The sequence below is a fragment of the Pseudomonas sp. GNP013 genome, from assembly GCF_054343995.1.
In genome coordinates this window covers 4,201,576-4,216,147 of the sequence record NZ_JBTGUT010000001.1, presented here as the reverse complement: position 1 = coordinate 4,216,147, position 14,572 = coordinate 4,201,576, and the positions used below count along the sequence as shown (strand labels likewise).

Annotated in this window: 9 protein-coding genes; 2 read left to right on the top strand and 7 right to left on the bottom strand. The window is 57.9% G+C overall.

The features are described 5' to 3' along the window. Window positions 1-35 precede the first annotated feature (35 nt). From ACXX81_RS18585 to ACXX81_RS18555, 7 genes are all read right to left on the bottom strand, one after another. The gene (locus tag ACXX81_RS18585; RefSeq protein WP_322212643.1) at window positions 36-1,631 is read right to left on the bottom strand and encodes an ABC transporter substrate-binding protein; all 1,596 of its coding nucleotides are present in this window, start codon (window positions 1,629-1,631) and stop codon (window positions 36-38) included. 79 nt (window positions 1,632-1,710) lie between these two features. Next, entirely contained in the window at window positions 1,711-3,105 is a 1,395-nt protein-coding gene (locus tag ACXX81_RS18580; protein WP_458572172.1) for an OprD family porin, read from the bottom strand. Window positions 3,106-3,275: 170 nt separating this feature from the next. Next, a complete protein-coding gene (locus tag ACXX81_RS18575; RefSeq protein ID WP_209988547.1) occupies window positions 3,276-4,880 on the bottom strand; it encodes an ABC transporter substrate-binding protein in 1,605 nt (534 codons plus the stop codon). 305 nt (window positions 4,881-5,185) lie between these two features. After that, the gene (locus ACXX81_RS18570) at window positions 5,186-6,814 is read right to left on the bottom strand and encodes an ABC transporter substrate-binding protein (protein ID WP_209988550.1); all 1,629 of its coding nucleotides are present in this window, start codon (window positions 6,812-6,814) and stop codon (window positions 5,186-5,188) included. A gap of 258 nt (window positions 6,815-7,072) precedes the next feature. Further along, window positions 7,073-8,674, bottom strand: coding sequence for an ABC transporter substrate-binding protein (locus ACXX81_RS18565; protein ID WP_231422509.1), 1,602 nt, complete (start codon window positions 8,672-8,674; stop codon window positions 7,073-7,075). Window positions 8,675-8,909: 235 nt separating this feature from the next. Next, on the bottom strand, window positions 8,910-11,324 hold the full coding sequence (locus ACXX81_RS18560; protein ID WP_458572171.1) for a hypothetical protein: 2,415 nt from the start codon (window positions 11,322-11,324) through the stop codon (window positions 8,910-8,912). A 433-nt stretch (window positions 11,325-11,757) separates the two neighbouring features. Next, window positions 11,758-12,471, bottom strand: coding sequence for an SIMPL domain-containing protein (locus ACXX81_RS18555; RefSeq protein ID WP_458572170.1), 714 nt, complete (start codon window positions 12,469-12,471; stop codon window positions 11,758-11,760). A gap of 203 nt (window positions 12,472-12,674) precedes the next feature. Between ACXX81_RS18555 and ACXX81_RS18550 the strand changes: the two genes are divergently transcribed. Together ACXX81_RS18550 and ACXX81_RS18545 are read left to right on the top strand one after the other, a co-directional pair. Beyond that, entirely contained in the window at window positions 12,675-13,937 is a 1,263-nt protein-coding gene (locus tag ACXX81_RS18550) for an ATP-binding protein (RefSeq protein ID WP_209988561.1), read from the top strand. Next, a complete protein-coding gene (locus tag ACXX81_RS18545) occupies window positions 13,930-14,490 on the top strand; it encodes a response regulator transcription factor (RefSeq protein WP_004372278.1) in 561 nt (186 codons plus the stop codon). The genes ACXX81_RS18550 and ACXX81_RS18545 overlap by 8 nt, the downstream gene beginning before the upstream one ends. The last annotated feature ends 82 nt before the right edge of the window (window positions 14,491-14,572 follow it).

Below are 14,572 nucleotides of genomic sequence, written 5' to 3'. Positions count from 1 at the left end.
CCGTCAATGTCGACGGTGCCGAGCGTTTCTCTTATTTACTTCACCTGGGTGGTGGCGAAGTTATTTGTGGTCAGAGGGCTTTGGATATAACCCTCGACGTTTTTACGCATGGCGGTGAACATTTTCGGGTAGGCCATGGGAATCCACGGTTGATCCTTGTCGAAAACGTCCATGGCTTGTTCATAGAGTGCGGCGCGCTGAGCGGGTTCAGCGATGGCGCGCGCCTTGTCGATCAAGTCTTGAAACTCTTTGTTACACCAACGGGCGTAGTTTTCGCCGTTTTTCGCTGCATCGCAACTCAAGTTAGGCGTGAGGAAGTTATCCGGGTCACCGTTGTCACCGGCCCAGCCGGCGGAAACCATGTCGTGCTCGCCGTTTTTAGCACGCTTGAGCATTTCGCCCCATTCCATAACTTTGATATTCACCTTCAGGCCAATCTGCGCCAGATCCGCCTGCATGCGCTGTGCGCCGAGCATCGGGTTCGGGTTGGTCGGGCCGCCGCCGTTACGGGTGAACAGGGTGAACTCAGTGCCTTCCGGTACGCCGGCTTCCTTGAGCAGGGCGCGGGCCTTGTCGAGGTCACGCGGCGGGTTTTTCAGCTTGTCGCTGAAGCCCAGCAGGGTCGGCGGGTACGGGCCGGTGGCGTCAACGGCGTTGCCTTTGCCATACAGCGATTCGTTGTAGCCCTTTTTGTCGAACGCGATATTGATCGCGTGACGCACCCGCGCGTCGCTCATGTATTTGTGGGTGGTGTTCAGGGCGGTGTAGGCGGTGGTCATCGCCGCGAGTTCAGCGACCTTCAGGTTCGGATCGTTCTTGATGCTGGGCAGGTCATCGGGCTTGGGATACAGCGCGATCTGGCATTCGTTGGCCTTGAGCTTTTGCAGGCGCACGTTGTTGTCGACCGCAATGGCCAGGATCAACGGGTCGGCTGGAGGCTTGCCACGGAAATACTCCGGGTTGGCCTTGAAGCGCACCTGGGCGTCTTTCTGGTAGCGGGTGAAGATGAACGGCCCGGTGCCGATCGGTTTGCTGTTGAGCTCTTCGGTCTTGCCGGCAGCGAGCAGCTTGTCGGCGTATTCGGCGGAGTGGATGGCGGTGAACGGCATCGCAACATCGGCCAGGAACGGTGCTTCAGGGCGCGTTAGCGTGAAGACCACGGTGTGGTCGTCGGTCTTCTCCACGCTCTTGAGCAGATCCTTGAAGCCCATGCTTTCAAAGTACGGGTAGCCCACGTTGGACTTGTTGTGCCATGGGTGTTTCGGGTCCAGCTGGCGCTGGAAGCTCCAAAGCACATCATCGGCATTCATGTTGCGCGTGGGTTTGAAGTAGTCGGTGGTGTGGAACTTGACGTCGTCGCGCAGATGGAACGTGTAGGTCAGGCCGTCCTCACTGATTTCCCAGGAGCTGGCGAGCGCGGGCACGATCTCGGTAGTGCCGGGCTTGAAGTCCACCAGACGGTTGAACATGGTTTCGGCCGCCGCGTCGGCGGTGACGGCGGTGGTGTACAGCACCGGGTCAAAACCTTCCGGGCTGGCTTCGGTGCAGACCACCAGCGGTTTGGCCGAAACGCCGATCGCAACGCTCAACAGCGCAGCAGCAATGGCGGCTTGTAGCGGGAGCATTTTCATTCAGAGCCCTCTGCAATCGATGGGACCAGACAAACGTATACGGCGGGCTCCTGGGAGCCCGCCGTCTACCTGGTGCTAATTAAAGGATGTTGAACGGGATGGTGGTGACCAGGCGGAATTCACGCAGGTTACCGTCAGACTGATTTTCGCTGGCGCGGTGCGTCACGTAGGTGGCGCGAACGGTGGTGGCTTTCAGAGGGCCGCTCTGGATGGCGTACGAGCTGCCAACGCCGTATTCCTGATGCTTCTCGCCGTCCTGGGACTGGATGCCGTTGTAGGCGAAGCCTTTCACGCCACCGTCGCCGGTGTAGTGAGTGCCGTCGATGCCCCAGCCGCGCGCCGAGTAGATGTTGAACTTCAGGCCTGGCACGCCGTATTCGGCCATGTTGATGCCGTAGGCGATCTGGAACGATTTCTCGTTCGGACCGTTGAAGTCGGACGTCAGGGAGTTGGCCAGGTAGATGCCGTTGGTTTCGTGCAGGTAGTCGAAGTACTCGTTACCGTTCACTTGCTGGTACGAGAAGGTCAGGCTGTGAGCCTGGTGGGTCAGGCCGAGCGACAGCGAGTACGTGTCGTTGTCGATCTTGCCCATCAACTTTTTGCCTTCGTCGACGGTCTTGTAGTAGTTCAGGCCGGTGGTCAGGCTCAGTTGCTGGCTGTCACCCAGTTCATGGGTAGCGCCGAAGTAGTACTGGTTCCAGAAATCCTTGACCTGAGCGCCGAATATGCTGGTTTTCAGGCTCTTGAACGGCTGGTAGTTCACGCCTGCGGTGTAGACGTGGTCAGCTTCCTGGCCATTGCCGTATTCGGAACGGAATTTCGACAGGCTCTGCTCGGTACGTGGCGACACGCGGTCGAAGTAAGCGCCCTGGAACGACAGGTTGCTGAACTCTTCGCTGTTGAGGGCGAAGCCTTCAAAGCTCGACGGCAGTGCACGGTTACCGATGGTGTCAACGATGCCGCTGCTGAAGTTCTGACGGCCGGCGGTCAAGGTGGTGTTCGAGACACGGAATTTGACGTTGGCCAGACCCAGTTTGCTCCACTGGTCGACTGCGTCGCCATCGGAGTCGGCCAGGGTACGGTTGGAGCCACCCTTGATGTCACGCTTGCTGCGGTCCAGCACGATTGCGTTGTAGGCCGCCACTTCAGTGGCCACGCCCACGGTGCCCTGAGTAAAGCCCGAGCTCAGGTTGAGAATGGTGCCTTGTACCCAGTTGGTACGGTAGGCGTCGGTGCGTGCCTGGCCGTGCTTCTGGTAGGTGAACTTGCCGCCACGAAACCGTTGTTCGTTGGAGAACCAGTTACGGGTGGTACCGCCCAGGCTTGCGCCGTCGACAAAACCTTTGGCCTCGCTTTGGGCGCTGGTGCCGGCCAGTGTGGTAGGCACGAAGTCCTGGCTCTGCGTGTCAGCGAAAGCAGTTGCCGTGATGCTGCTGATGGCCAGGGCCAGAAGCGCTTTGTTGCTCAGTTTCATGGGTGGAGCTCCTTTGGTTCTCTTTTTAATGCCGGTCTTTTTTGGTGATCCGGCTATTGGGTGTGTAACTCGTTCAAGCTGTTGCAAACGTTTGCTGTAGGAAATTTCCCTACAAAAGGCCGTACGTTTGCGCGAGAGCCCGATTCGCTCTCTGCAATCCGGTTATTTTCTTATGGGGTAATGCTGACGCCCGAGAACACGTTGCGGCCGAAGGGGCTCACTTTGAAGCCTTCGACTTTGGCGCTTAACGGCTGGTTGACCGTCGAGTGGGCGACTGGCGTGATCGGCACCTGCTGCTTGAGCAGTTGCTGCGCCTGTTTGTACAGAACAGTCCGTTGTTCGCGGTCGGTGACGACCTTGGCTTGCTTGATCAGCTTGTCGTACGCCGGGTCGCACCACATGGAGTAGTTGTTCCCGCCGATGGCGTCGCAGCTGTAGAGCGTGCCCAGCCAGTTGTCCGGGTCACCATTGTCACCGGTCCAGCCGATCAGGCTCACATCGTGCTCACCGTTCTTGGTGCGCTTGATGTATTCCCCCCACTCGTAGCTGACGATCTTCACTTTCAGGCCGATCTTGGCCCAATCGTTCTGCAGCATTTCGGCCATCAGCTTGGCGTTGGGGTTGTACGGACGTTGCACCGGCATCGCCCACAGGGTGATCTCGGTGCCTTCCTTCACGCCGGCGGCCTTGAGCAGTTCCCTGGCTTTTTCCGGGTTGTAGGCGGCGTCCTTGATGCTGTCGTCGTAGGACCACTGCGTCGGCGGCATGGCGTTCACCGCCAGTTGCCCCGCGCCCTGGTACACGGCGTTGAGGATGCTCTGCTTGTTCACCGCCATGTCCAGCGCCTGACGCACTTCGAGCTGGTCGAACGGCTTGTGGCGCACGTTGTAGGCGATGTAGCCCAGGTTGAAGCCGGGCTTGGTCAGCAACTGCAGGTTCGGATCGGCCTTGAGCGCGTCGACGTCGGCCGGGCGCGGGTGCAGGGTGACCTGGCATTCGCCGGCCTTGAGCTTCTGCACACGCACCGACGCATCGGTGTTGATGGCGAAGATCAACTGGTCGAGCTTGACCCGGCTCGGGTCCCAATACTGCTTGTTGGCCACATAACGGATCTGCGAATCCTTCTGGTAGCGCTGGAACACAAACGGCCCGGTGCCGATCGGCTTCTGGTTGATGTCGCTGGGCTTGCCGTCCTTCTGCAACTGCTCGGCGTATTCGGCCGAGAGGATGGCGGCAAAGCTCATGGCAATGTTCTGCACGAACGCGGCGTCCACCGTGTTCAGGGTCATCACCACGGTGTACGGGCCGGTTTTCTCGACCTTGGCGATGTTCTTGTTCAGGCTCATCCCGTTGAAGTATGGAAACTCGGTGGGGTAGGCCTTGCGAAACGGGTGGTCGGGGTCAAGCATGCGGTTGAAGGTGAACAGCACGTCGTCGGCATTGAAGTCCCGCGTCGGCTTGAATTCCTTGTTGCTGTGGAATTTCACCCCTTCACGCAGGTGAAAGGTGTAGGTCAGGCCGTCTTCGGAAATATCCCACTTGGTCGCCAGGCCCGGCACAACATTGGTCTCACCTTTTTCAAACTCGACCAGACGGTTGTACAGCGGCTCGGCCGCATCGTTGTCGGTGGCGGTGGTGTATTGCGCAGTGTCGAAGCCTGCCGGGCTGCCCTCGGAGCAGAACACCAGGCTCTTCTTGTCGGCGGCCTGGCCCAGCGTGGCCACAGCCAGCAGGCTGGTGCCGAAAATCGCGGATAGAACGGTGGTATGGCGCATGACGATCCCAATCCTTGTTTGTAGTTATCGATCAGCAAGCAATCAACCGGGCGTCCTGCCAGGAAGACATTACTGATCCCACACACAGCAAGTGCCTTTCCGAACGTGGCATCTCTGCTGTCGTACGACGTTAGGGGTCGCGGACTTTGCAGTAAATGCGCAAAGACGGATGGACCGTGTAGGCAGCGGAAGCACATATCGCAGTCCATTGCTGTAGGACGCAATGGATGCATATGTAGTCTTTTGCCTACGATCCAGGCAGAAACAATAACGGCGACGTTATGAAACGTCGCCGCTATTGATGTTTACTTGCCGCTTACGCTGACGCCGTAGAAGGAGTTCAAGCCAAACGGGCTGATCTTGAAGTCCTGCACGGTGTTGCGCATGGGTTGATACACCGTCGAGTGCGCGATGGGTGTCATCGGTACTGCATCTTTGAGGATATGTTGCGCCTGCTTGTACAGCTCGGTGCGTTTGGCGACATCCGATGTAGCCTTGGCTTCTTTTACGATGCCGTCGAATTTCTTGTCACACCATTTGGAGAAGTTGTTGCCGGCCAGGGAGTCGCAGCCGAACAGCACGTTCAGCCAGTTGTCCGGGTCGCCATTGTCGCCGCTCCAGCCAATGATCATGGCCTGGTTCTCGCCGCCTTTGGAGCGCTTGATGTACTCGCCCCACTCGTAGCTGACGATGTTGACCTTCAGGCCGATCTGTTTCCAGTCGTTCTGCAGCATCTCGGCCATCAGCTTGGCGTTGGGGTTATACGGACGCTGTACCGGCATGGCCCACAGGGTGATCTCGGTGCCTTCCTTGACGCCGGCTTCCTTGAGCAGCTCCTTGGCCTTGGCAGGATCGTACTTGGCATCCTTGATGGTGGTGTCGTAGGACCACTGGGTCGGCGGCATGGCGTTGACGGCCAGTTGGCCGGCGCCCTGGTACACGGAGTCGATGATCTGCTGCTTGTTCACCGACATGTCCAGTGCTTCACGTACGCGCAGGTCGGACAGCGGGTTGGCTGCGGTCTGGCCCTTGAGTACCGGCATGACGTTGTAGGCGATGTAGCCCAGGTTGAAACCGGCCTGGTGCGGCAGTTTCAGGTCCTTGTCTTCGCCCAGCGCCTTGAGGTCGGCCGGACGCGGGAACAGGGTGATCTGGCATTCGTTTTTCTTGAGCTTCTGGATACGCACCGACGGGTCGGTGGTGATGGCGAAGATCAGGTTGTCGATCTTCACGTCTTCAGGTTTCCAGTAGTCCTTGTTGCCGGTGTAGCGAATGTTCGAGTCTTTCTGGTAGCTCTTGAACACGAACGGGCCGGTGCCGATCGGCTTCTGGTTGATGTCGGCAGGTTTGCCTTCCTTCAACAGTTGGGCGGCGTATTCGGCGGACTGGATCGAGGCGAAGCTCATGGCCAGGTTCTGGATGAACGCCGCGTCCACGGTGCCAAGGGTGAACTTGACGGTGTGGTCATCGACTTTCTCGATGTTCTTGATGTTGGTGTCCATCCCCATGTCCGTGAAGTACGGGAACTCGGTGGGGTAGGCCTTACGGAATGGATCGTCTTTGTTGATCATCCGGTTGAAGGTGAACAGTACGTCGTCGGCCGAGAATTCACGAGTCGGCTTGAAGTACGGGGTGGTGTGGAACTTGACGCCTTCGCGCAGGTGGAAGGTGTACGTCAGGCCATCCGGGGACACGTCCCAGCTGGTGGCCAGGCCAGGAACCACGGCGGTGCCGCCACGTTCGAACTGGCTCAGACGGTTGAACATGGTTTCGGCCGAAGCATCGAAGTCTGTTCCGGTGGTGTACTGGCCTGGATCGAAACCGGCCGGGCTCCCTTCGGAGCAGAACACCAGGTTAGTTGCCGCAAGGGCTGCAGGGGCGGCGGCCATTAGGCCCGCGCTCACTAATAACGGAAGGACTGCGTGTTTGAGCATGTTGGCCTCATGATTTGTTGTCATTTTTGGTGGTGAGGGCGACCTCGTGAGTCGGCCTGCGGATACTTATGCAGGCGCCATACCCATTGCAAGATGCTGAACCGCTGCAGGGCTCAAAGTGTGGTACGAACGTACAGGAATGTCGCATTTATGAAAGTTTTGACATAAATGCATATATTTAGAGCGTTTTTTCGGTGCATCGGGCGCACCAGAAACGCCCAGCCGAGGCGCCTGGCGCACCCGGTTGGGGCGGTTGTGTTACTTCTCCAGACTCACGCCGTAGAACGGTGTCAGCCCAAACGGACTGATCTTGAAGTCCTGCACTTCCTTACGCAGCGGCTGGAAAACCGTCGAGTTTGCAATAGGCGTTATAGGCACCTGTTCCTTAAGGATTTTTTGTGCCTGTTGATACCACTTGATGCGCTGCTCGCGGTCATTGCTGACCTTGGCCTGCTGCACCAGCTTGTCGTAGGCCGGGTTACACCACTTGGCGTAGTTGCTGCCCTTGACCGCGGCACAACTGTAGAGCACGCCCAGCCAGTTATCCGGGTCACCGTTGTCGCCGGTCCAGCCGTAGATCATGGCGTCGTGTTCGCCGTTTTTAGCGCGTTTGATGTATTCGCCCCACTCATAGCTGACGATATTGGCCTTGATGCCGACCTTGGCCCAGTCCTGCTGGATCATCTGCGCCGACATGCGCGCGTTGGGGTTGGACGCACGCTGAACGGTCATCGCCCACAGGTTGATCGTAGTGCCGGGGGCAATACCTGCTTCTTTCAGTAGCGCCTTGGCCCTGGTCGGGTCATACGGGGCGTCCTTGATCGTCGGGTCATAAGACCACTGCGCCGGCGGCAGGGCGTTCTGCGCCAATTGTCCGGCGCCCTGATACACGGCTTTGATGATTGCCGGCTTGTCGATGGCCATGTCCAGCGCCTGGCGCACCTTGAGCTGATCCAGCGGCGGGTGGGTCACGTTGTAGGCGAGAAAACCCAGGTTGAACCCGGCCTGCTGCTGCACGCGCAGGTTGGGGTCCTGCTTGATCACTTCAATGTCCTGCGGGCGAGGGTAGCCGCTCACCTGGCATTCACCGGCCTTGAGCTTTTGCAGGCGTGAGGCCGCATCCGGGGTGATCGCGAACACCAGGTTGTCGAGTTTCACATCCTCGGGCTTCCAATACTGTTTATTGGCCACGTAGCGAATCTGCGAGTCCTTCTGGTAACGCTTGAACACAAACGGCCCGGTGCCGACGGGTTTCTGGTTGATGTCTTCGGCCTTGCCTTGCTTGAGCAACTGCGCGGCGTATTCGGCGGACTGGATCGAGGCGAAGCTCATGGCCAGGTTCTGCACGAACGAGGCATCGACGTTGTTCAGGTTGAAACGCACGGTATGCGCGTCGATTTTCTCGACGTTCCTGATCGTGGTGTTCAGGCCCATGTCGGTGAAGTACGGCGATTCGGACGGGTAGGCCTTGCGAAACGGGCTGTCGGCGTCGAGCAGACGATTGAAGGTGAACAGCACGTCATCGGCATTGAAGTCGCGAGTCGGCGTGAAGAAGTCAGTGGTGTGGAACTTCACGCCATCGCGCAGATGGAAGGTGTACGCCAGACCGTCTTTGGAGATATCCCAGCGGGTTGAAAGGCCGGGTTCGACTTCGGTGCCGCCGCGCTTGAACTGGGTCAGGCGGTTGAACACGGTTTCGGCCGAGGCGTCGAAGTCGGTGCCGCTGGTGTATTGGCTGGGGTCGAAACCGGCGGGGCTGGCTTCGGAGCAGTAGACCAGGGTGGTAGCCGCCTGGGCCATGGGCATGCAGGCCATGAGGCTGGCGGCAAGGAGCAGTGGTTTAAAAGCGATTCTTTCCATGGAGTCCCCTGAAGTGGCAGGCTTAAAAGCGGCCCAAACGAAAACGACGGTCACCGAGGTTACCGCCGTTCAGGGTTGTCAGGTAGAGACTGAGGCGCACTTGGGCACAGAATCCTGGTTTTTCGCAGCGTTCTATAGGCTGGAGGCCGCAAAATTCATGCAGCCTTCGCTTCAGGGCCAGGCTGACACAGGTCGTTGTAGTGCTCAGTGGACGTCCGTGAGCGGGCTCTCGATATTACGGTGCGGGGAAGGTCACGGGTTTATACGCAAAGGCCCACCATTTAACAGGATGCCAGTAGGGGTTTTTCTTTGACGGTTTGAGTTTTACGGTTTTAGCCAATTCTCGCGAGACATATTGTTCAGCTTCTGATCTGACCAGCGCCTTATCGGCTGCAGTCAGTGGGGTACTATGGTTGTTTTTCAGGGCTTCCAGATAGACAGCTTCCACTTTAACAATGGCCGCGTTTATATTTTCCGGCGCGAGGTTCGTTGTCAGGGTACCACTGTAGCCTTTGACAGGACGCCCGATGAGTTTCTGAAATTGAGCCGCAAAGGAGGCGTCTCCACCGCTTGCAGAGTCACATGACAACAGCCGCACATTGTCGAACGTTTCCGGATGAATGTCTGCGTCGTGAAGTGTCTGAAGTAACTCTGCCGGCGTATGGAGTTTTTCGTCATATGAAACTTTTGCAATGCCCGTCTCAGGGTCGACACTGCCGTGTACCAATATGTTGAGTCTTTCTTGAGTGCCTTTTTTGTTGAAGTCGGTAAAGGTATAAAGTTTTTTATCTAGGGTGTTTAGTTCGTTGAGTTCTCCACTCAGGATTACGTTTTTTTCAGGCGTGGAGAAAAGCGCTTCGCCAGTCGGCAAACCTTCTATAGAGGTTAGAATTGAAGGTTTATTATCGGGTATTTCGCCGGTCGGATGAGTGCGCTCCACTTCACCGGCCGATGGCGTACCTTGTTCGTTTTGCAGGGTATTGGCGGTGTGCGGCATGTCGCTCTGGTTCGAGGCTTCTACTTTTCGCACGAACTGATGACTTCGGGTGCGCTCATCGTATGTCCAGCCGTATTGTTCGCGGTTTATGGTATTAGGTTTGATTTGTGCTTCACCCAGCCCAGCCTCCGCTGCCGATGGCGCAATTTCGTGTACCAGTTGCAGGCTGGCTATGATGGCTGCGGCCGTACCGCCCATGCGATCATTGGCGGTCATGCCATATATGGAATCATGGACACCGAAAACAATATTGCCTGCGTTGCCCACGATGGGTACGTACCCGAAGGTACGCCCCCACAACTCTTTGGCCTGCTTCCACATTTGCTGTGAGGAACCAAATACTTCAGTTTGGTCAGCCCACGTTGCATTGTTGACGTTTACCTCCTGGTAACTGGCGGCAATACCAGACTTTAAGTCTCCGAATCTCAAGTGGTAAGGATGCTTGCGAGATTGGGTGTAATTAAAGGCCTCTCTGACCGGTACTTGCTTGTCACTGAGCAGATTTCGACGTCCGGGGTAGGTGGCTTGGTTACCTGAAATCAAATTATCGAGCACACTTGTCGCTGAGGGCCAGTGAGCATCGTTTCCACCTTGCCGGTCTCGAGCGTTGAAGCTACGTTGCAACGCTTCACGGTTGTTTTTAGCCCATTGGGCAAAGTCGTCATCGCCTTTTATTTCAGCGACCGTGCCGTTCTTCAGATCAAACATCACGCCTTGATTGGGCCGGGTGTCATAATTGCCGTGATAATTGACGTAAGGGATAAACGCATACCCCGACAGCGGATAGCCGTATATATTCGGGATGACCACATTTCCATTCTTGTCCAGCGTGCGATCGATTGCCTCGCGCGCCTCAGGTGTTAACGTCTTATAAGTGTCTTTGTCGTTACGCAGACCTTGCAAGATACCCTTCACGACATAGGCATCGGCTTTTCCCGAGCGTTTTGCCAATGCGCCTGACGCGTCGCTCATGGGCTTGGCTATTTCATCTTTCCAATGATCTTGCAGCTTCGCACCCAGCGCTTCCAGATCGTTTATCTTGCTCCGGTCCTGTGGCTTGATTTCCAGAGTTTGAAAGTTGAGCAGGCCGCCGCCCGCTGGTCTATCGTGCTTCAGGGCTCCGGCTGCAATTTCCCAGGCAAAATACGTGCGCTTCTCAGTGTCGGTCTTGACTTCCGGTTTCCATTTCCCAACGTATGAATTGAACGTTACGGTGATTTTTTCATGGGGATCGAATCCCGCGGCTAACAATCCACCGCTGAAGTAGCCGGCAGGCTCCAGAAACTGGCGAGTCTTCTGGAACCGGATATTACTTTCGCCTTCCTCGCCACTTTCTATGTTCTTGATTTGCGTTACTACACGACCGGCGTAGGCGTCGATCCGTTGTAGACGCTCCTGTTGCGTATAGCTTGCCGTGGGCGGGGAAACGCTGACTGACCCATAAATGATCCCCTTGGCGACATCAAATTCATGATTGGGGGTTGGGGCGGGGTTCGGTTTTTGTCCCAGACCCAACGCTTCAGCTTCTGAGCGGGTCGGCGTGCCCGGAAGTGTATTTTCCAAGGGCAGCGCAGTGTTAATTGCATGCGTTGGGCGACTGTGTTGAGCAGGCGTTGTAACAGGGAGCTGTAGCAGAGACGAGCGTATATTCATTGTCGGACCTATCTACTTATCAGTGATTAACAATATTTTCCGGGCGCGTGATAGCACCGCTGGCAGTGCGTGCGCCGCGTCATGTCATGATATTAAGAGAAGCGGGTCAGTGTTCTTTCGCCACTGATTAACTCATGTTTTCGGCTTCGTAATTTATATAAGCCACGGGGGATTACTCATCTTTCTGGTGCATCTGTTGATGCTGGCCTGCCTGCTACAGTTTGGAACCTTGCGCATGGAGTTATTTATCATTGGGTGGCTAAATGCGTGCGCAAGGTTCCACGTTATGCCTGTGCCCTGTATGGAAAAAAACGTGCATAAGAAGAGGCCTACAGCGTGTGGGTAAAACTTACCGCTATGGGCATTAGAGACCCGATGATCAAAAAAACGGCGCCAGCCTTCAAGGCTGCGCCGTTTTTTTGAATTGAGAGGCTTACTGCAGAACTTCAATCACTCCATCAGCACTCATGCTTACCTGGCTGGTGCCGGCTTCGACTTCCGGCGTCGGCGCTGAATCAGCCATGGCCGCCTTCATCATCATCGCGCCATTGCGTGCGTAGGGCATCGGGTAGCCATTGGTGTTGAAGTTGAGGTTGACGATCTTGTAGCCCTTGCCACCCAAGGCATCGGTCGCCAATTGCGCACGGGCCTTGAACGCAGCCACTGCGTCCTTGAGCAACGCATCTTCGCTGGTCTTGCGCGTGGTGTCGGCGATGGCGAAGTCCATGTTCTGCATTTTCAGGGTATTCAGCAGCTCGCCGGTGAGCTTGGACAGCGCCGGGAAGTCCGCGCTTTCCAGGCGCAGTTCAGCGCGTTCACGCCAGCCGGTGATCTTCTGGTTCTTGTTGTCGTAGATCGGGTAGCTGTTGCGGCTGTCCTGGCGCAGGGTCACGGCCTTGACTTCACGGGCCTGGCCGAGCGCGGTGTTCATGGTGTTGGTGATGTCGGCGGCGAGCTTGGCCGGGTCGCTGTTCTGCGATTCGGTGTAGAGGGTGACGATCATCTTGTCGCGGGCGACTTCCTGGCTGACTTCGGCGCGCAGGGAAATCTGGTTGTAATGCAGTTCGTCGGCGGCCAGCGCCGGCAGGCTGGCCAGGGTGCTGGCGCCGAGGGTGAGCAGGGCTGCGCTGCGAGTGAAACGAGACATGGAAGCTCCTTGGGACAGTGGTGTTGGTATGACTGTAGACGTTGGTGTCGGGTTCTTCGGGTTTACACATTACCTACAATGCGGCGCATGCCGACGAACGGCGGTCTGTGCGGCCTGCGTCAAAGAGCCACACGCGCCCTGTCTGCGCTGCTGCTTCGTTTATACTCCTGGCGATCCGCCTGCAGCGCTCATCGGGAGAGCCCATGCTCGCCGCCGTAAAACTGACTTCCGCCACCCGCCAGAACCTCTGGCGCCTGACGTTTATCCGCACCCTGGTGCTGGCCGCACAGGCCGGCTCCGTGGGGCTCGCCTATTGGTTCGATCTGCTGCCGCTGCCCTGGCTGCCGCTGGGTGTGACGCTGGGGTTCTCTACGGTGTTGTGCGTGTTTACCGTGATCCGGTTGCGTACCACCTGGCCGGTCACCGAGCTGGAGTATGCGCTGCAGTTGGCCTGCGACCTGTTTATCCACAGTGTGTTGCTTTATTTCTCCGGCGGTTCCACCAACCCGTTCGTTTCCTATTACCTGGTGCCGCTGACCATCGCCGCCGTGACCTTGCCATGGCGCTATTCGGTGGTGCTGTCGGGGATTGCGCTGACCCTCTACACCCTGCTGCTGGCCCAGTTCTATCCGTTGCAAACCTTCCCCATCGCGCGGGAAAACCTGCAGATCTACGGGATGTGGTTGAGCTTTGCGCTGTCGGCGGCGGTCATCACCTTTTTTGCCGCACGCATGGCTGAAGAACTGCGCCGCCAGGAAGAACTGCGTGCCATTCGCCGCGAAGAGGGCCTGCGCGACCAGCAACTGCTGGCCGTCGCCACCCAGGCCGCCGGCGCTGCCCATGAGCTGGGTACGCCGTTGGCGACCATGAGCGTATTGCTCAAGGAAATGACCCAGGATCATCATGACCCGGCCTTGCAGGACGACCTCGGCGTGCTGCAGGAGCAGGTCAAGCAGTGCAAGCTGACCTTGCAGCAACTGGTGCGCGCCGCCGAAGCCAATCGCCGCCTGGCGGTGCAGATGCAGGACGTCACTCAATGGCTCGACGAAGCCCTGAACCGCTGGCACCTGATGCGCCCCGAAGCCAGTTACCGCTTCACCCTGCTGGGCCAGGGCAGCGTGCCGCGCATGGCGCCGCCGCCTGACCTCACCCAGGCGTTGCTCAACCTGTTGAACAACGCCGCCGACGCCTGCCCCGAAGGCCTGGGCGTGCAGTTGGACTGGGACGCGGAACACGTCACCATCAGCATCCGTGACCACGGCGCCGGCGTGCCGCTGGCCATTGCCGAGCAGATCGGCAAACCCTTCTTTACCACCAAGGGCAAAGGCTTCGGCCTGGGCCTGTTTTTGAGCAAGGCCAGCGTGACCCGCGCGGGCGGCTCAGTGAAACTCTACAGTCATGAGGAAGGTGGCACGCTCACCGAGCTGCGCCTGCCCCGTGTCGCACGAGGAGATAGCGATGAGTGACGAGATTCAAGTCGAAGGCGAAGAACTGCCGCACCTGTTGCTGGTAGACGACGACGCCACCTTTACCCGCGTGATGGCGCGCGCCATGAGCCGTCGCGGCTTTCGCGTGAGCACCGCAGGTTCCGCCGAAGAAGGCTTGAGCATCGCCCAGGCCGATCTGCCGGACTACGCCGCACTCGACCTGAAAATGGACGGCGACTCGGGTCTGGTGCTGTTGCCCAAGCTGCTGGAACTCGACCCGGAAATGCGCGTAGTGATCCTCACCGGGTACTCCAGCATCGCCACCGCCGTCGAGGCCATCAAGCGCGGCGCCTGCAACTACCTGTGCAAGCCGGCCGACGCCGACGACGTGCTGGCCGCGCTGCTCTCCGAGCACGCCGACCTCGACACCCTGGTGCCGGAAAACCCGATGTCGGTGGACCGCCTGCAGTGGGAGCATATCCAGCGTGTACTGACCGAGCACGAAGGCAATATCTCGGCCACCGCCCGCGCCCTCGGCATGCATCGCCGTACCTTGCAACGCAAGTTGCAAAAGCGTCCGGTGCGCCGCTGAACCTAAGCTGAACGACCCGTCTCAGGCCGCACGGAGCCTTGAACCGATCCCTTATGATCGGTTCAAACGCCTGCCATTTTTC